This window comes from Proteus sp. GOKU (assembly GCF_015475555.1).
Taxonomy (GTDB): Bacteria; Pseudomonadota; Gammaproteobacteria; order Enterobacterales; family Enterobacteriaceae; genus Proteus; species Proteus mirabilis_B.
On sequence record NZ_CP034105.1, the window covers coordinates 3,415,941 to 3,435,941 of the forward strand.

The following is a 20,001-nucleotide window of genomic DNA, read 5'->3' on the forward strand; positions in this document are numbered from 1 at the left end:
TAATTAGGATACTATATTATGATAACGAGAGGATATATGATTGGTCAAATAGTCGACCAATTAGAAGCTATATCATTACAAGCTAAAACCAGAAACTCACTTGGCTTGACTGACTTAAGTGTATTCTGTGAAAATTACTTTAAAGACATCTTAAATATAATAAAAGATTTAAAATTAGAAAACTTGAACGTACAAAAATCAAATTTTAAAGGATTGGATTTAGGTGATGAAAAAAATTCAATTGGCTTTCAAATTACAACGACCAATACAAAACAAAAAATAGAAAAAACCTTAGGAAAAATCACTCCTGAAATCAATAAAAAATTCAAAGAGATAAATATTTTTATTATTGGGGATAAAATTAACCATAAAAAAATAAAGACTAATGGGATCACTTTCTCAGATCAAGATAATATACTAGACATACGATGGCTACAGAGAAAAATAATAAATCTTGACGTGAGAAAAATAAAAAAAATATATGACATCGCTAATGAAAAAACCACCATCGTATTATCAGAGCTCACTCTCCCTGATTCAAATGGTAATTTTGCAAAAATTGATATTAGCCATTGGCAGAGTAAACCTACCCCCCTACAATCTTCAGCTAAAAAATTAATATCTTACATAGTAAATAATGAAGATGATATTGAATTATCAATAAAAAATAAAAACGATATAGCCAAATTACTTACATCGCTTAATGATAAATTATCTTGCCTCCCTAGGCAAACCCGAGAATTCATTGTTAACTTTATTGAAAATAGAAATGAGTCATTATCTGAAAAAAGCGACTCTATCGCAGCATTAATAACCAATGAGCTGAATTTAAAATATTCAGGGGATATAAAAAGTCATGAAGCAATATTAAAACAGTATGATTTATTGGATATACATGAACATGATAATGACTATGGACACATAGAGTATTATTACTATTCATTAACCCTCATAAAAGAACATAGGTTTAAACTCCCACTTGGGCGCAATCTTGAGCAATATTTATATGATTATTTGAAAAAAGAAAATATATCCCTTGATAACACCTTTGTTAACTTAGACTTTTCTACAATATAAATATGTCGATTACTAAAAGTAATGATGGACGATGGCTTGTACAATGTTTCCCAAACGGTAGAAATGGCCGCAGAATCAGAAAACTGTTTGCCACCAAAGGCGAGGCGATTGCCTATGAGCGCTACATAAAAGAACAAGCGGATGATAAGCTCTGGCTCGGTGAAAAAGTTGACCGGCGCTCATTGCTGGACTTGGTCGAAACATGGTACCGCTCCCATGGCGTTACACTGAACGATGGTGCAAAGCGACTGTCTGCAATGACGTTTGCCTGTGATGCTATGGGTAGTCCTGCCGCCACAGAGTTTACTGCAAAGCTGTTTTCTTCCTACCGAGAACAACGGATCAGCGGAAAGTTGACCCGTTCTGACCGGGTGAAAAAAGTTACCCCGCACACAGTCAATCTTGAATTGGCTTATTTCCGGACCGTGTTCAATGAGCTATCCCGCATTGACGAATGGAACGGCGAAAACCTGTTATCCAAAATCCGTCCATACAAAACAGATGAACAGGAAATGGCATTCCTGTCTGATGAAGAAATTATCAGATTACTGGCTGAATGTGAGAACAGTTCGGCTCCGCACTTACTGCCGGTGGTGAAGATTTGCTTATCTACCGGGGCGAGATGGTCAGAAGCCGAAGAATTATCCGGCGGACAGGTTACCAAAAATATGATTACCTTTACCAAAACCAAAGGTAAGCGTAACCGTTCTGTACCAATCAGTGATGACCTGTACGCATCACTGCCAAAATCCAAAGGCTCAAAGCCTCTTTTCAGTTCCTGTTATTCTGCGTTCAGAACTGCTATCAAACGGGCTGAAATTGAATTACCAGCCGCCGGGCAGCTATCTCACGTTTTACGTCATACATTCGCCAGTCACTTTATGATGAACGGCGGTAACATTCTGGTACTTCAGCGTATCCTTGAGCACACTGATATTAAAATGACTATGCGTTATGCACACTTTACCCCGGACCATCTTAATGATGCAATTACGTTTAATCCTTTAGTTAGGTTAAAGATATGAGCTTAATAATTTTTATCCTTGTTTCCTTATGTATTTGTATTTGGATATGTGTGCAGCATGATAAGTTTATGTTGAACTCAGACAGTTTACATAAACAATGGCTATTTAGATTAGCCATTGTTTTTCCTTTAATTTCCAGCTTGTATTTTATAGTATGTCTCGGTTATCCATACCCATGGAGATTTGATGCTTATGGATACAGCACATTTCTGGAGATAAATAAATTCTCATTGGGAATATTAGCTTTATCTCCAATATTGGGGGCTTTTGTTGTATCTGCACATAGGTCAATTCAGACTACGAAGCAAATTAAAGTAACTGAAGAAAAAAACAGAGCTGACTTATATTATTCAAAGCGAAAATTTATAATTGAACAATTAGAAGATTTAACTTTTTACTTCCCCCATAAAATAGATAATGCAAATTATATTTATGGATTATTTAGAAAATACGAAGACTTTAATGACAAGAAAAATGAAGAACTATATTCTGATATTGACTTAAGAATATTAGAATTACATAATATCACTAACAAAATTGACAACATCATTAAAGAAAAAATAAATAATAAAAACCCAACTGCCGAATTTGCTAATTTCCACAATATAATATTAGATATACCATATATAACTAATCTTATATTAAATAAATGTGGGATAATTTTAAAGAACGAATTAAAAATAGAAGAAATAATAAAAAAACAAGATAAAGAATATAGCAGGAACCACGGGGAAACATTCGTGCATAAGATGTTAAAAATACAAAATAACCGTATTTCTCTGGCAAGAGAGATTAAATTGGAATTATCTAATATACACAAATCTCTTCACGAATTTTTTTCCATAATACTATTAGACGAAGATATTCTTAAAACATTACCAAATTTAAATAAAATTAATTATACCACTAAAGATAATTCAAATGAAAATTAATGGCACTAAAATGGCAGCAGAGAAACCAAATCACCATCATTATTCATCATTATCCGCTACCTACCCATATGATAATTAACGTAACATCATGATTTTATTATGTATAGATTGGCACTCATAATCGCTTGGTCACTGGTTCAAGTCCAGTAGGGGCCACCAAATACTAAAGCCCCAGATAAGCAATTATCTGGGGCTTCTTGTTTACCGCTAATATTATAAAGATCAAAGAACAACAATAACTATCACCGCAGAACCACGAAAAGGCCCTGATTTAGGCTTTCCTACACTTTTAAGTTCTGAACTTAATGTAAATGAGTTGGTATAACGAGAGGCTGTTTCTTTATTTGCAATAGGTAATTCAAACAACTCATTAGCAGGTTTATTATTTATTTTTAAAATAGACTGTAATGTATTTTCTTCATTAAGCCAAATTGCACCATCATCATTGGTTGTAGCAGAAATAATAACTTTGGAATTATAGTTACATTGAATTTTTACACTTTTTGTTTGTTTAGTAACATTCGCATTATTATTTAGCACATCATTATATGCCAATTGATTATAATTAAAGTCAATATTTTCGACATTAAAATCACAAACCAGATCTGGTGATGGCGCTGCACCACAAATAGAACCCGGTAATAAAGGATCTGATGCACTCCTTCTTTGACCATAAAATATTCCTACACATTCAGATGTAACAACCGTTCCTGAATGAACAACCCTAAAAGTGTAAGGTAATGGTGTTATTTTAAGAAATGCCTCTCTTAATTCATCCATCGTTTTATATTTAGAAGCATCGGCTATTTTGGGATCTCGGCTTGAATAGGTTCCGGCTGTACCATTAGCATAATGACGATGCGCGACATAGACCTCACAGCCAGCCACATTATAACAAGGATTGGCCACACCAGGCATCGGAGTCCAACGTTCAATCTGTCCTATATAAGCTAACCCAGGGATCCCCCCGCTTACATTTTCAACTTTAGAAATATAAGAAAAAATATTCGCCTGAGCAGGAAATGAAGATATCATAGCTAATATCAATAATGCTTTAAGGTAACCTTTCACTTTAACTCCATTTTGTCGTATTCATAAATTATGGATATGTGATATGAAATGTGGCAGTGCTACTAAATTTTCCTAATTCGATTTTTTTACTCACAACCACACTGGGTTCTGCTTTCAAAAAGGCATTAAATAAAAATTGGTTTTCATTTTTATTTAATGAAAACTGGCTATTATCTTTATTAATTGCGATAAATTTCTTATTTTTATCTTCTATACCGATACCAATTCCTGAAGGTTTACCGTTAATATTAATGCCCAAATATCCTTTATGTGAATCAGATTCAAATCCTTTAAACAAAAAATTAATATTTTTAGCGACACTGTTATCACAATTTGAAACGGTAATAATAAAAGGGATACCTTCTGTTTTTTGCCCATCACGTAATGCTTTTACATCAACTGTATTAAATTTTACCGTTAATGACTTATTATCAGATAAAATAGTACAAGGCTCTTTCACTAGGTTACCTTCAAAAAAAAGATTATCTGCTGCCTTTACACTCATTAGTGATAAGGTAAGAAAAGAGAAAATGAGTGAATTAAAATATAACTTTTTAAGTTTCATTAGCCTCTACTCATATTCAAATATAACAGATGCTGATGAACGGAATTTACCTTCAGCCAAATTAGCCCCCTGTTTTTTAACAAGTAATGCACTAAATTCAGGTAACTTACTACGCTCCACTTTTACTTTTTTATTTACAGGTAATAACTCTGTATTATTCAATACGATTTTTATAGCTAAATCAGTGACACTTGTTGCTAATAATTGATTATCAAATACAGCCGGATCACCTTTAACTGAAACTTTAAACGAGAATTCTTTACTATCCCCTGTACACGATAGATCATAATTAAATTTTTGCTGATAATTATCTTGTTCTATTTTAGAAATAACCACATTGTTTCCAAAATTCACATAAATAGGATCATTATTATTAAACGTACAGATTGGAGGAGGGTTTAGTATTCTCCCTTTTAGCTCTATATTTGCAGTTGCTAATGAAGTTTTAGCCTCTGCAGAATAAACAGAAACACTCGATAACAAACCGATTATCAATAATAAAAAAGAGAACGAAAATGTATTTCTATTCATCATTTCCTCCTAGAGATAATCGACATTTAGAAATGCGGTTGCTGTAAAATCACCAGAAACGAGCTTTTCATTTGGATTTTTAATCAGAAGCGCCTCAATTTTAATTGTATTTGTATATGTAAAATTGTATTCCGATTTAAGCTTAACTTCTTTATCTAGATAAAAAAACTTAACACCGATATCACTGCGTCCGGCAGTAACTGCATTATTATCAAAAGAAGAAGGAGAACCAGTGATAAAAAACTTCATATTATTGGTCGGTCTTTCATTACAAGACAAAGGAATAATTAACTCAACTTTATTTTTTTTACCATCAAAATCAGTGGGATACAACTCACCAAAATCACCTTTAATCGTATTTTTATTATTAATAATACAAGCTACTGGAGGTAATATTTCTCCATAGACATTTACCTGTAAGTTTTTTTGAGCAACACTTTCTCTTACGATAAAAAATGACGTAATAAAAAATAAAAAAATAAAGAAAACACCCCTTATTCTTGTCATATCAGCAACCTAATCATTTATCTTTATTAGCTTTGGTTTAATTTACTTACCGTACATTGAGTACTTTTACAGTCAAATTCAATATCTATTTGAGCGCCGTAATCATTAATGTAGGTTAGTATTGGTTTTTTATTAAACTGGTTCACACCGATATTAATTTTTTCTTTTCCATTGGGTTCAATCATAAAAGATTTAAATTCTTCAATAGTATTATCTGAAAAATCCTTTTTAGCACTTACAAAGGTAATATTGTAAGGGGTTGGATTATTCATCACATAGTTATTACCTTGTTTTTCTAAGGTTAATTTATTCTGTGGTGCAAGTTCCAACTTATCAGAGGCAATAATTAATGAAGCGGGTCTATAAAAAATTTTTACTCGTGTTTGTAATGCAATCTGTAAAACATTATCTGAATCACTTCTAGGAGGGATCTCTCTTAAATTAAAATAGAATACACTCTCTTTATCTTGAGGAAGAGAAGTAACAACATCAAGAGGTTGAACCTTTATTTGGCTTTGTTCGTTTTTTTCTAATCGTTGTATAGGTGGAAGTGCAAGAATAGGCTCTTCTATTTTCTTACCAGCAAGATCTTCTATCCATGCTTGCGCTAAATAAGGCTGATCAGGACTATTATTTGTGATATTTAAACTGACTGAACCCTTCCCTTCATTTAAAATAATTCGTGTTCTATCTAAAGAAACCGCAGCGTTAACTGTTTCAATAAAAAATAAAGAAAATAACGGAAAAGCTAACATTGATATTTTTTTTACTGATAGACGCATATCTTAAACCTTAATTTTTAATTTCTTAAAACTCAATCACATGTCAATAAAATTGATGTGTAATTTCCTTTAGCTGATAAATCTGGCAACTCTATTTTACATACGTTATTTTCAGATAACTGGATGAATAGTATTTCATGAGACTTAACACCACCTAAATATGCTGAGCCATTATCACTCACCATCCCCATATCCTGATTTGATTCATTTAATATCGTTGAACCAAATGGTGCAAAAGAGCCATCTTTTAGCATAATTTTTGCAATGATTTTAGCACCTTCAGAGACATTAAACTTGCGATAACCTATTGCCCCTTCGGTTAGCGTAAATTGCTGTATTGAACCTTTTGCTTCAATATTACTAGGTAAATCGTCAATATTTACGGATACACGACTACGCATATAATCACTGCCTAATGGTAGAATTGCTTTACCAAAATAGTTAGTAGTTGTATTTGGGCCATTTCCACTAATAGGGACGTTTTTCACCCCATCTGTATCCAATAATATACGCGAGCTTCCTGGAATATTGATACGGTGAAGAGCACCACCTTTAGGTGTTAATGTCGCTCCCCCGTCAATAGATAATGTAGCAACACTACTAACAGAATCAGTATATGAAGCACTACCAGAAACGACTGCAGAGTCTGCATAATGGCGATAATAACCGCTTACATTTGCTCGACCTCTCGCTGTCGTACCACCTGAAATATTATAGTTATTTCTATCATCAACTGTTTTGTTATAGCTGACTGTGTTAGCGATATCTCCACTATTAATATAGCTATTCATACTGATTGTTGTTTTTGTATCTAATGGAATACTTAAGTTAATAAAAAAACCATTATCACTTCTTCCGTAAGTATTATTTCTGTATGCATTAATATTTATAGAGTTATTTTTGAAGCTTGCTACATTAAAGTATTTTGATAATGAAAAACTAAAGTAATCGCTTTTTTCACTATTCCAATAAGTACGATGGCTATAAGAAAGATAAGCATTAAGGCCAAAATCAGGGAAGCTTTGGCTGAATGTCAATAAATAGAGATCTTTATCTTTATTCACCTCTCTATTGTAATACTTACCATCAATATATTGATTTAACGTCAAAAAGTCTTGTTCTGCAAAACGGTATCCCGCTAATGTGACTTGGTTATTAAATTCTTCAAATCTTTTTGAGTAATTAATCCGATAAGCATTTCCTTGTTTATCATCATTTTGATTATTAACATTTTTTGCAAATGATGTCGTCATATCCACAGAAACAGCACCGAACGTTAATAAATCACGTCCTATTCCTGCAGAGAAAGAGTTATATTCATCACTGACAATGGCACCACCAAATAAAGACCAGCCATTATTTATTCCCCATGAAAATTCGCCCATACCAAACATGGGGCCTTTTCTATTCCTATCAACATCTGAAGGTTTTCCTATCAGTGTCTTATAACGAATTTGTCCTGGTCGCGTTAAATAAGGAACACTTGATGTATTCACTTGGAATTCTTGGATTTTTCCATTATCTTCCTCAACGCGAACATCAAGTACACCCGAAATACTTTCATTTATATCTTGAATCGCAAAAGGTCCCTGACTTACCGTTGTTTCATAAATAACTCGGCCTTGTTGGCTAATAATTACTTTTGCATTAGATGATGCTACACCACTAATTTGTGGCGCATAGCCTCTTAAATTAGGCGGTAACATATTATCTTCTGACGATAACGTTATCCCCATATATCGAATATTTTCAAACAGATCAGATGAACTGTAATTTTCACCTAACGCAAGCTTTGCGTTTAATGGCTTAATAGAGCGGTAAGCATAAATTTGAGCCCACTTCCAATCGAAGCTTTTATCTTCTGCATCATTATTATCATAAACACTTTGCCAATCAGCACGTAAACGCCACGCATCAATATTCAGCCCCATTGTCCCTTGACCATTAAGGCTAAACTGATGGCTACTTTCGGATTTTCTTTTTATATCTTGGGCGGTTAGGTGATAATCAAATAATGCTCCTGAAATTCCCTCATCCCATCGAGAAGGAGGATCCCATCCTTGAGCTGTATAACTTAGATAAGCTTGAGGTACAGTAATAAACAGTTTACTTTTCTTTAATTGTGGCTTTACTGTCATACTTGGCAATGAATCTATATTTAAACATTGTTCATTACCCCACCATGTTAGCCCCTTTAAATAAGGCTCTTGTAATGAGAATTTTTCGACAACTTCGCGAGGAATACAAGCTAGAGTTTCATTATCGTTATTTGATGATTTTATAAATTTAATCTTATAATTATGCTCGATTAAATCTTCATTAATAAATATAGAAACTTCATAAATACCTGGGTAAATATAGTCTTCTTTAGAGAATCGAGATAAGTCAATATTATTTCTATCCTCTAAATTTAAAATGTCAGTATTAAACTCAACAGGTTCATCTGCATATAATAAGGAACTATGAGCGAGCGATATACTTGATATCACACAGAATATACATTGCCATACTTTTAAATTTAAATGTGACATAGTTTCCCTATCTATTGCGTGTAAAGCTCTCACTTGTAACCAAATAAATAGTCCCTAAGCCAAAACTGGCTCAGGGAACTAATAGTCTTATTTATAGGTTAATGCAAAAGTAGCAATAGATGAGAAAGTACCTGGAGTCACATCAACGCCTTGCTTTCCTTGTAAATAAGCAGAGAAACGTAATTCATTAGGGCCTTCAGATAATACTTGTGCAGGTGATGTTGCTTCACCTAATTTAACGATGTTGCCACCGTATTGAGAAATAATAACGCCCGCACCTTTTGCTGTACCATCAATAGCAATAGCGTTATCAATACCTGTCGCACCTAAACCAGAGAAAGTTGCTTCTACTGTTTTATAAGTTTTGGTTGAACAGTTTTCTAATTTGATGGTAAATGCTTCAGAAGTACTACGACCACCTTCTTTTAATAATGAAGATGATACTTGTCCTAATTGAACAGTTTGTTTGTCATTATTTGGTGCGATTGAACAAGGTGCATCAATAATTTCACCTTCAAAAGTAATTTGTCCATGACCGCCAGTAATTGGCTCAACAGGATCTTCTGCAAATGCAGATCCAGCAACCATTAAACAACTAAAACCCAATACAGCCGCTAATTTAGTTAATTTCATTTTCCACCATCTCTATTTGATTGTAAAAAGGCAAATTAAAATAATTAATCTGCATCAACCTTAACCATAAAAATGAAACTTTTAGTTTTCTAAAAAATAAATATCAATTTTATTAGATACAATTATCCCGTCAAACTATTTAAAGTTCTAAAAGATAGATTTCATTATTTATGTTTCGCGAACCTTATCATAAAGAAAAAAACAATGACATTTTATAAAAAATAAAATAAAAAATAGAAAAACACGCATAAAAAAACCATATAAATCATAAAATTAAAAAAAATAATTTTATTTAGTTTTATTATCTAATTAAATAAAGACAAAAATAGAGTATCATTTAAAGAAACTACGTTTTTATACTTAATCAAAAAACTTAAAAAAAATAAAAAATAATCCAGATAAAACAATGAATTATAATCTAAAAATATATTTTTTACTTTAATCTTCAATAAAATACAAAATGATAAATTTGAGATTATTCTTATCAAGATAAATAATCAGATATTTTTAAAATTAACTTATCTTTCAATCAATAAACGTTTAACAGGTAATTATTTTTCAAAAAAACGAATAAAAAACTTACAAAAAAATAATTAAAATAGAAAAAATTGATTTTTAAAATAAAAAGAGTATTCGAATCATTTATTTTTTAAAAATATCTTATTTATTTTCTTTAAATGAAAAATACATTTTTAATGAGTATCTAATTAAGAGCATCCTATTAAATCGTACGACTTAAATAAATTAAAACATTATTAATAAATAGCATCAAAAAAAGACTACACAAATACAAACACTACCATTTTATCTACATCCTCTATTAATAAGATAAAAAAGATGTGTTTTAAATAATAATTAAATAAAAGGCTCACTTAAGTTTCACACTCAAAGTGAGCCTGCTTTAAATACGATATTAACTGGCTAATTCAACTTATTAATATTGTTCTTTAATTTGAAAGACTGAAACTTTATCTGTTAAGTTTTGTGCTTTCTCATCTAAAATCATTGTTGAAGTTGCACCTTGTTCAACTAAGGCTGCATTTTGCTGAACAACAGAATCCATTTGGTTAATAGCGACTGCTATCTGTTCAATACCCACTTTTTGCTCTTCTGATGCGATACTAATGCCCTGCATAATATCGCTAACTTTAGTGATAGAAGAAACGATATCCTGCATATGCTCGCCCGTTCTATTCACTAATTCTCGACCATGAGCCACGTCAGCAACGGATTCTCTGATGATTTGATTAATTTCACGCGCAGCATCCGCACTTCTTGCCGCTAAATTTCTCACTTCTGTTGCAACAACAGTAAATCCGCGACCTTGTTCACCAGCACGCGCAGCTTCAACCGCTGCGTTTAATGCCAGAATATTAGTTTGGCTTGCAATGTTATTAACCACATCATTGATTTCAGCAACCTTTAATGTTCCTACCTCGATTTTTTTCATCGAGTTAATTGCATCATTCATGATATTAGAACCATCAATCGCCAAATCACGAGTCTCTGCGGTAATGGAGTTAGCTAAAATCGCATTATCCGTGTTATTCACTACCGCAATTTTAATCTCTTCCATACTCGCAGCTGTCTGTTGCAACGCACTTGCTTGCTCTTCGGTACGAGAAGAGAGATCTTGGTTACCAGAAGCAATTTCCGCTGAGCCTTTTTTGATCTCTAGCGCTTCTTCTTTAACAAGTTGAATAGTCGATGTTAACGAAGTTTGCATCTCTCCCACATTAGAGAACAGGGTTCCAAACTCATCATTTCGTTTTTTAGGTAGAGTGAAACTTAAATCACCCTCTCCTACTTTTTGCAAAATGGCTGACAATGTATTCAAGTTAAAGATAAACGTTTTATTTACCCAACGAATGACAATATAAAGAAGAACAAGAATGATCCCCAGGGCAATAATGGTTGTGTAAAGTGACAACTGCACCATCCAAGCTTGCTGTGCTTTAATATCATCATTCACACCTTTCGTGATCATAAGATATTCATCGAAAAGTTCAGATAGACGAGTAAAGTCGTTAGAGAGATTTGATTCTGTGTAATCTAGCGTATCAATAGGTGCAATAAGTTCATCTAAAAGATAATAGAATAACACTGAGAGCTGCTCTGAATTACGTTGGGCATCAGGGCTTATCTTCTTCACACCTACCCAATGAGTAATAGTCGCTTTAGATTTTGTTGCCAGCTCTTTCGCTTCAGCAACAAGTGATTTAATGGTTTCTTGCTTGTTCTCATCCGTCATCGTTTTCAACAACATTAGGTAGTTGACGTGAGAACGAATGGTCGCTAATTCATATCTTGCCTCTTGAACACTATTCAATCTAGTATTCAAGGAATCCAATGACGCAAAGTTTTCTTGCATTCTATAAATAAAAAATGACGACAATACTGATGATAATAAGAAAATAGTTAACAGTATGATGGAACCTACTTTCGCTGATCTTTCAATACTCATGAAATAATCTTCCCCGATAATAAAATGATACAAATGCATTCATTTATCGGCACAAAATAGATTTTATTTACTTATTAATCAGAATTATCGATACAAACGATTAACACAGTTCTCAATCAATGATGGTAATTAGTTTTTTATTCTTAGATTCAAGTATTAACCTAGATCATATACCGTTATGAAATAATATTTCAGTGTTATTAATTGGTTAGCAATTAGGGACTAATTTTAATGAAAACTAAAAATCGATAAAAAATTTTAATTTCACAAGAAATGTCTATTATCGCTTAGAGATTAATAACTCTTAAGTATTTTTACGATCTAGCTCATGTATTTGAGATAAACCATTTTTGGATACACCTAAAATAGAGTATATACACTTAGGATATTGTTAATGAAAAATTATCGTCCTTTTAAGTGAGAAATAGAGAGAAGAACACATTAGTTATTTTGAACTTCATATAGCGGGATAAATAAGACATTCGAGAAAACAAACCAAACATCATTGCAATTAATATTTTTAAAAAAAGCCACCTACTTAGCATCAAACAACAAATCCTTCTTTATATGAATATTCTCCACAATAATTACCGCGTTAGATCAATTTTTATTTTTCATTCTTTTAAATAAAAAAGTTGTGATCACAATTTTTTTATAAAGATATATAACTCATTTTCATCATATACCCCAATTTTTGATTTTATTCAGAGAATTCTTACGTTCTACAATTTTCACAAATACCCATAATCCGCGTAAAATATATTTACTTACAATATCTAACCTTTTCATACAATTCGTCTTATAAAGATGAAAAGTGAAACATAAAATAACATATAACTTATATGACGAGATTTTACACCCAAATAAAACTCATATAACGAGTATCGAATTTAGTTTATAATTTCATTAAATTACTTAACGTATTGATATGTCTATCACTTACTAAAGCTTAAGTATAGCCTTACAATAATTACTCTCTTGATAGGTGTAGACTATTACAAAATGTAATCGCATAGGGTAAACCATTTTTACGCAATAATTTATGTGTAATATAGTTATTCAAACTTAAATGACTAATTTTAATATGTGATAACTTCTATATATTAGACCTCATGTTATTGGAATTAATTTATGAACGATCTAGACATCAAAGTAGGCCTTTTTTTTAAGAAGGCTAGAAAAGAGAAGAAATTATCAGGTCGTGAGCTGGCAAAAATAATTTCTGTTAGCCAACAACAAATATCTCGTTATGAGAACGGGAAAAATAGTATGTCGCTTAGCTTAATAAATAAGTTACTCATTATTTTTGATAAATCATGGGATGATTTGAATCGTGAAGTAATAAGTACCTACAACGAAAAGGTGCCAAATACGCAATCAAAAAAAAGAGATTATGAATTTAGTGGTACTACTATTAGCCAGCTAAATTAAAAACATTTGTTTAACAAAATTACGTAACATCACTATAAGCAATTAACCATGAAAATAAAATATTTAATTATGTTTTATTTTCATGAGCTATTAGCTTTATGAAGTTAGGGGTGTTAACAACCGACGAAACTATTATTTTGTATTAATAGATAATTATTAGGAAAATAGAAAACGCTTAATAAGCGTTTTTATTTGCCACGGATAGCTTTTATTTATTTTTACACTAATAGCGAGTCAAATAATAAATTACTAAATACCATTTAATATTTAGCGATTTATTAAAACGTAGTTATCTAATATAAAACGAAGGAATTTAGAATGAAAAAATCTATCATTGGTGCATCTTTAGCAATGGCATTTGGTCTAATGGCTGGTAATGCTTTTGCTGCTGATAATACTGGTACGATTACTTTTAATGGTGAATTAACGGATACAACTTGTAAAGTTGATATCGAAGGCCAAGGCCCTGATGCAACTATTACTCTGCCTACAGTCAGTACTGCAACTTTAACGGCTGCTGGCCAAGTAACTGGTCGTACTGGTTTCAATATGAACCTGTCTGATTGTAAAGTCGGTCAAGCAGGCCATAAAACAGTATCTGCATTCTTTGAAACTGGTGCAACAGTTGACCAAGCCGCTGGTCGTCTGAAAAACATGGATATCGCTGCAACTGGTGCAAAACTGGTTCAATTACAACTGTTAGATGGTAGCAATGCATTTGCACCAATCAAAATTGGTAATACTTCTCAAGTAAATGCAACTGCTTACGTTCAAATTACTGATGAAAAAGCCACTCTACCATACGCTGTTGAATACTACGCTATCGGTAAAACCGAGGCTGGTAAAGTAACAAGTAGCGTTGTTTATACTCTGCAGTATAAATAATCGAAATAAACAGGGAGGAGTAATTCTCCTTCCTGTTTGCTTTTTATTAATGGAATAAAGATAAATATGAAAACCACCAAATTAATTAAAAGCTTTTTTTTGAGTTTATTAATTATTATTCCAACATGGGTGAATGCTGCCGTTGTAATTAGTGGCACTCGTGTTATTTATAATGAAAATGAAAAAGAAGTAACGCTTAAAGTTTCTAATGAAGGAACTGTACCTGTATTAATTCAAAATTGGCTTGATACCGGAGATGTTGATGCAGCTCCAGAAACTATTCAAGTTCCATTTGTTTTAACACCACCTGTTTTCCGTATTGAACCGACTAAATCACAGACATTAAGAATTGGTTATACCGGTGGTGTTGCTTTACCAAAAGATAAAGAAACTATTTATTGGCTTAACGTATTAGAAATACCACCTAATGCAACGGGTGAAGAAAATAAACTACAAATCGCTTATCGCTCTAGAATAAAGCTATTTTATCGTCCAGTTACGCTAAAAGATAAAATGGGTCCTATTGAAGCAGCTGAAGGCTTAAAGTTTTCAGTTTCAGGTAACACGTTAAAAGTCATCAATAATGCCCCTTATTATGTTTCTTTAGTTTCTATTTCTCTTAATGGAAATGATAAACAACCTATTGATGGTGAATTAGTTCCACCATTAGGTAGCCATGATTTTGCTATACCCAATGGCATATCAACAAATATAGGAAATAAAGTCGTTTATCGATATGTAAACGATTGGGGCGCAATGAAAATAGTTGAATCAAAACTTTAATTCTCCAGTGATTTCATAAAATATACGGGAATATTTAAATGAGCAGTTATATTTTAAAAACTATTATAATATCTGCTGGTGTGACTTTTTTTCTAGTCGCGCCTTATACCTATGCAGAAAATATAACAGTAACAGAAAAGAATAAATGGCTGCCGAATGGTAATCGTGCATTATCGGGTGTAAATACATTACCCGCGCATGTTGCGACACAAAGTTTACCAGCAAGTGCTAATGGCAATAATTTGCCTACCACAAATGGTAATAATAATACCGCAACCACATTTAACCCTATTTTTATGAATACGTCACAAAGTGATATTGATATCAGCCGTTTTGACAAGGAAAACTCAATATTACCTGGTACGTGGGATGTTGATGTTTACGTTAATAATCATTTTATTGCTAAACAAAAAATCACTTTTAGAGAAATGGCTAACCAAAAAGTGGAACCCTGTCTCACTAAAGACACGATGAGCCTTATCAATATCAAAGATGATAAACAGTCTCCATTGCTGAAAAGTGCAATGGAGCTTCATGAATGTATTGAATTAGTTAATCTCGTTCCTTCAACAGCCGTTACCTATGATCCTTCAATACAACGCCTTAATGTTGAAGTCCCACAAGCACTTGTTGGCTATAAACCGAGAGGTTATGTTAGCCCTTCACTATGGGATAGAGGGATCAACGCCCTGTTAGTGAACTATAATGCTAACTATTTTACATCTAGAAATAACGGTACAAACTATGATTCCGCATTTGCTGGTATTGATAGCCATGTAAATTTGGGAACATGGAGTTTTCATCATACTGGTAACTACTCATGGGACGAAAACAATGGCCATGATTACACATCAACCTATAACTATTTAGAGCGTATTATCACCACAATTAGAGGGGTAGTACAAATTGGGGATGTGTTAACAACAGGTCAGTTATTTGACTCTCAACCACTAAGAGGTATCCAGCTTTTTAGTGACGAGAAAATGTTACCGGATTCTCAACGTGGGTTTGCACCAACCATTCGTGGTATTGCGAAAACCAATGCGCGAGTCATTATTCGCCAAGATGGACGTGTTATTCACGAAACAGTGGTTTCACCAGGCCCATTCGAAATTAATGACCTCTACCCTTCTGGTTATGGTGGTAACTTGGATGTCACCATTCAAGAAGCCGATGGTTCACAACAAAACTTCAAAGTTTATTATGCTTCACTGGTACAATTATTACGCCCTGGGCAACATAACTACACTGTTGCAGCAGGTCATTTAAATTCCAAGTCTGTAGATTATGATCCTACTTTATATCAAGCCACCTACCGCCGTGGTTTAACCAATATTATTACAGGTTATGCAGGTGTTCAGGGTACAGGTGCAGATTACTACGCTGTTCAAGTTGGTTTGGCATTAAGTACACCTTTAGGTGCTTTTTCTGCCGACGTCACACAAGCTCGAGTGCATTTAAACACTACAGCTTCTGCTGTTAATAGCGGACAGAGTTATCAGGTGAGTTACAGTAAATATATTCAAGATACCAACAGTAACTTGACTATTGCAGCATATAAATTTAACTCCGAAAACTTCTACGACTATACCTCTGCGGTACAGGCAATAAATGAAGAAAAACATGGCAGAAGTATTAGTAACATCTGGCGTCCAAAGAGTCGTTTTAACGTTACCATCGATCAGGGGTTAGCTGAGGGATGGGGTAACTTTTATGTCACTGGTTATACCCAAAACTACTGGAATAATGATACTACCGACTTACAGTACCAATTGGGTTATAACAACAACTGGCGCAGGTTGTCTTATGGTCTAAACGTAGGTCAAGTCCGTAATGCCGAAGGTAAAAAAGAAACCACTTTTGAGATGAACTTTACCTTGCCGTTATATGATCTCAGTATTGACCATATGCCAACTTTAACCGCAGCAGTGACTCGTGATGGTCGAGGTTATGTGGGTGAACGTCTTGGTATTTCTGGCTCTGCGGGTGCGGATAACCGTTACTCTTATGGTGTAACCGCGATGAATACAAACCACGGCGTTGGTTCAAGTATGACAATGAGTGGTAACGCGAGAACGAACTTTAGTAGCTTAAGTGCAACCTACGGTATTGGTGAGCACTATCAAAATGCGTCAGTCGGGGCAAGTGGTTCGTTAGTGGGTTGGTCAGGTGGCTTAGCCGCATCCGCTTATCAAAGTAATACCTTTACTATTGTTGATGCTGATGGTGCACAAGGTGCTGCGGTAAGTGGCTATCCGGGTATCGAAGTGAACAGCTTTGGCTACGCTTTAGTGCCTTACTTAACTCCGTATCAATTAAACGATATCACCATTAACCCTAAAAATATGTCAACTAACGTTGAGTTACAAAACACTCAAGCCTTTGTCGCGCCATTTGAAGGTGCAATTACTAAAGTTGTCTTTGAAACTGACAAGGGTATGCCATTGTTGATTACTATCCAAAGAAATAATGGACCTATTCCATTTGGTAGTGTCGCTTACGATGAACAGAACAGTGAAGTGGGTAGCATTGGTCAGGGAGGACTTCTCTACGCCCGCGTTAAAAATCCATCAGGTCGTTTAACGATTAAGTGGGGACCAGGTGAAATACAGCAATGTACCATTAACTATAATGCACCAGCACAAGATAAAAATAATCAAAGTAGTTTTGTTCAACTTACTAGTGTATGTGGAGAATAAAGTATGAAGCCGATTATTAAAAATTCATTAGCCTTAATGCTTCTACTTTTTCCTGTTGCGGAAGTAATGGCAAAACCGGATGTCAAATGTACAATGGATGCCCCTTTATTTACTCGCTCGATGATAGTAACCGGTAATATTTTTGTTGGGCCTGATATGCCAATAGGTTCCGTTGTTTATCAGGGACAAATAGATTATAACAACAGAGCACTAAATTATGAGTGTACTGGTGATTTTTCAGAAGATCCAAATAGAGTAATCTGGTTTGCGGAAAGACAGGAGTTGAAAATACTAAGCACAGCAGGAACACCTGTAACACGTCCGGGTATTCCATCTAATGTTTTTCGAACAAATAATCCAGGGCTAGGTATTGTATTTTATGCAAACCGGAATAAAGAAAATACATTACCACTTGGCATTCCTAAGTTATCTTGGGAAGGACAACGAGAACTTAATGAAAATCGGAAGTCACTTCGGTATTTTGCTGCACCAATATTACATTATTCAATAATTAAAATTGGTCCAATTCAACCGGGTACTTTTGATCTAACTAACATTGCACGGATGCAACTTGATGTTAATTATCCCGATAAAAATCAAGTTGATGCGCCAGGATTTCCCATTGTAGCTTCATATATAGAGATCTCAGGCTCCATAACTGTGACATCATCAAGTTGTAAAACCCAAGATTATACGGTGGAGTTGGGTAAACACGAAACATCTACATTACCCAATAAAGGTAGTACAACCAAATGGATAAACTCCGATATTATATTAACCAATTGTCCTGCATTTAGGGGTTATTATTCAGGAGGTAAGGGAAATGTATACACAAGTGAAGTGGGCCAAACATTCCCTGAACGCGATCCAAACGAGATCAAAGTCACCATAAAACCTGTGAATCCAACTATTCCTGAATATCCGGGTACTTTTAAAGTAAATGATGTTCCAGGTGCAGCAAAAGGTGTAGGGATACAACTTGCATTCGGTGATGTGGGTGAAGATTTTGTTAAATTTAATACGCCAACTGCTTTTGCACAACCCATTACTGAAAAGGCAGGTACAGTAAGCATTCCATTGCGTGCACGCTATATTCGTGTTGATGACAGAATATCCGCAGGTAAAGCGGATGGGGCTGCAACCTTTATGATTGAATACTATTAATCTCTTATTCTGTTTGCCAACAGCATAAAATCACACCTCTTAGCCTAAATCACTAAGAGGTGTTTTTTATGATCCATTATTCCACGCCTCGTTAAAAATCGGAAAAATCATTATTTATCAATAAATAAGATCGCCTCTATCTCATTTTTAGAACAATGATATAATAAGTAAAATATATTTCTCAAACTCTGATGATTTACGGAGCCTTATCCTGTATGCAACCCCAATTTGAAAACGCGAAAAACACCGTAAAAACGTTATCAGTGTTTGATTTTGATGGCACGCTAACCTATCACGACAGTTTTATTCCTTTTCTAAAATTCGCCTTTGGCAAACGTAAATTCTCACGCCGTTTAATTAAAATGGTATTACCAACATTACGTTGCTTTAGACGCAAACTCACTCGTGATGAACTAAAAGAAGTGCTTATCAAAACCTTTCTAACCAATATTGATGAACAATGGTTAAAAGAAAAAGCAGAAGAATTTTGCAAGCTTTACTGGGCTAAATTGATGCGCCCTACTGGCTTATTCGCTGTTGCAGAAGAAGTGAATAGCAATGCTGAAGTGACAATTTGTTCTGCATCACCCGCGATGGTGTTGCAACCTTTTGCCAAGCGCTTAGGCATTAAACTAATAGGAACAACGCTTGAAGTTATTGATGGTAAGCTGACAGGTAAAATTATTGGTAATAACTGTCGTTGTGGTGAAAAAATAAAACGATTAGAAGCCGTATATGGAGACTTAACACAATACCATTTAAGGGCGTGGGGAGATTCTCGTGGTGATCATGAATTGCTGTTTGCAGCGCAAGATCCACATTGGCGCCACTTTCATACAGGTCGTCGTAAATCTAAAAATTCACCGATTAAAGCGGCAACTAAAAAAGAGTCTTAATCACTTACTGTTTTCTTATCAACAC

The 20,001-nt window shown here is 33.9% G+C and carries 17 protein-coding genes; 9 read left to right on the top strand and 8 right to left on the bottom strand.

Annotated elements, in window-relative coordinates; translation table 11 throughout:
* Nucleotides 1-36 precede the first annotated feature (36 nt).
* The 3 genes from EHE21_RS15645 to EHE21_RS15655 are packed head-to-tail and all read left to right on the top strand — an operon-like array spanning nt 37 to nt 3,034.
* A complete protein-coding gene (locus EHE21_RS15645) occupies nt 37-1,077 on the top strand; it encodes an SMEK domain-containing protein (protein WP_194951174.1) in 1,041 nt (346 codons plus the stop codon).
* Between the two features lie 2 nt (nt 1,078-1,079).
* Nucleotides 1,080-2,102: a tyrosine-type recombinase/integrase gene (locus EHE21_RS15650; protein WP_194951175.1), complete on the top strand. Its 1,023-nt coding sequence runs from the start codon at nt 1,080-1,082 to the stop codon at nt 2,100-2,102.
* Nucleotides 2,099-3,034, top strand: coding sequence for a hypothetical protein (locus EHE21_RS15655; protein WP_194951176.1), 936 nt, complete (start codon nt 2,099-2,101; stop codon nt 3,032-3,034). Before EHE21_RS15650 ends, EHE21_RS15655 begins: the two co-directional genes overlap by 4 nt.
* Before the next feature lie 222 nt (nt 3,035-3,256).
* Here the strand turns inward: EHE21_RS15655 and EHE21_RS15660 are convergent, their stop codons facing one another.
* The 8 genes from EHE21_RS15660 to EHE21_RS15695 form a co-directional block, all read right to left on the bottom strand.
* Complete coding sequence (locus tag EHE21_RS15660; RefSeq protein ID WP_194951177.1) at nt 3,257-4,105, bottom strand: hypothetical protein; 849 nt, start codon at nt 4,103-4,105, stop codon at nt 3,257-3,259.
* A 28-nt stretch (nt 4,106-4,133) separates the two neighbouring features.
* Nucleotides 4,134-4,670, bottom strand: coding sequence for a fimbrial protein (locus tag EHE21_RS15665; RefSeq protein WP_194951178.1), 537 nt, complete (start codon nt 4,668-4,670; stop codon nt 4,134-4,136).
* A 6-nt stretch (nt 4,671-4,676) separates the two neighbouring features.
* The gene (locus tag EHE21_RS15670; protein WP_194951179.1) at nt 4,677-5,201 is read right to left on the bottom strand and encodes a fimbrial protein; all 525 of its coding nucleotides are present in this window, start codon (nt 5,199-5,201) and stop codon (nt 4,677-4,679) included.
* A gap of 9 nt (nt 5,202-5,210) precedes the next feature.
* Nucleotides 5,211-5,708 (bottom strand): fimbrial protein, encoded by a 498-nt coding sequence (locus EHE21_RS15675; RefSeq protein WP_194951180.1) that lies wholly within the window; start codon nt 5,706-5,708, stop codon nt 5,211-5,213.
* A 26-nt stretch (nt 5,709-5,734) separates the two neighbouring features.
* Nucleotides 5,735-6,490: a molecular chaperone gene (locus EHE21_RS15680; RefSeq protein WP_194951181.1), complete on the bottom strand. Its 756-nt coding sequence runs from the start codon at nt 6,488-6,490 to the stop codon at nt 5,735-5,737.
* A 32-nt stretch (nt 6,491-6,522) separates the two neighbouring features.
* Nucleotides 6,523-9,021: a fimbria/pilus outer membrane usher protein gene (locus EHE21_RS15685; protein ID WP_194951182.1), complete on the bottom strand. Its 2,499-nt coding sequence runs from the start codon at nt 9,019-9,021 to the stop codon at nt 6,523-6,525.
* An 87-nt stretch (nt 9,022-9,108) separates the two neighbouring features.
* Nucleotides 9,109-9,654 carry a fimbrial protein gene (locus EHE21_RS15690; RefSeq protein WP_165122412.1) on the bottom strand — a complete coding sequence of 182 codons (546 nt, stop codon included), beginning with the start codon at nt 9,652-9,654 and terminating at the stop codon, nt 9,109-9,111.
* 934 nt (nt 9,655-10,588) lie between these two features.
* Nucleotides 10,589-12,118 (bottom strand): methyl-accepting chemotaxis protein, encoded by a 1,530-nt coding sequence (locus tag EHE21_RS15695; RefSeq protein WP_194951183.1) that lies wholly within the window; start codon nt 12,116-12,118, stop codon nt 10,589-10,591.
* Between the two features lie 1,131 nt (nt 12,119-13,249).
* Between EHE21_RS15695 and EHE21_RS15700 the strand changes: the two genes are divergently transcribed.
* The 6 genes from EHE21_RS15700 (at nt 13,250) to EHE21_RS15725 (ending at nt 19,976) form a co-directional block, all read left to right on the top strand.
* Complete coding sequence (locus EHE21_RS15700; protein ID WP_194951184.1) at nt 13,250-13,549, top strand: helix-turn-helix domain-containing protein; 300 nt, start codon at nt 13,250-13,252, stop codon at nt 13,547-13,549.
* A gap of 318 nt (nt 13,550-13,867) precedes the next feature.
* The gene (locus EHE21_RS15705; protein WP_194951185.1) at nt 13,868-14,434 is read left to right on the top strand and encodes a fimbrial protein; all 567 of its coding nucleotides are present in this window, start codon (nt 13,868-13,870) and stop codon (nt 14,432-14,434) included.
* 66 nt (nt 14,435-14,500) lie between these two features.
* A complete protein-coding gene (locus EHE21_RS15710) occupies nt 14,501-15,217 on the top strand; it encodes a molecular chaperone (RefSeq protein ID WP_194951186.1) in 717 nt (238 codons plus the stop codon).
* A 38-nt stretch (nt 15,218-15,255) separates the two neighbouring features.
* Nucleotides 15,256-17,916: a fimbria/pilus outer membrane usher protein gene (locus EHE21_RS15715; RefSeq protein ID WP_194951187.1), complete on the top strand. Its 2,661-nt coding sequence runs from the start codon at nt 15,256-15,258 to the stop codon at nt 17,914-17,916.
* A 36-nt stretch (nt 17,917-17,952) separates the two neighbouring features.
* On the top strand, nt 17,953-19,080 hold the full coding sequence (locus tag EHE21_RS15720; RefSeq protein ID WP_194951188.1) for a fimbrial protein: 1,128 nt from the start codon (nt 17,953-17,955) through the stop codon (nt 19,078-19,080).
* 215 nt (nt 19,081-19,295) lie between these two features.
* On the top strand, nt 19,296-19,976 hold the full coding sequence (locus tag EHE21_RS15725; protein ID WP_194951189.1) for an HAD family hydrolase: 681 nt from the start codon (nt 19,296-19,298) through the stop codon (nt 19,974-19,976).
* Nucleotides 19,977-20,001: the final 25 nt, after the last annotated feature.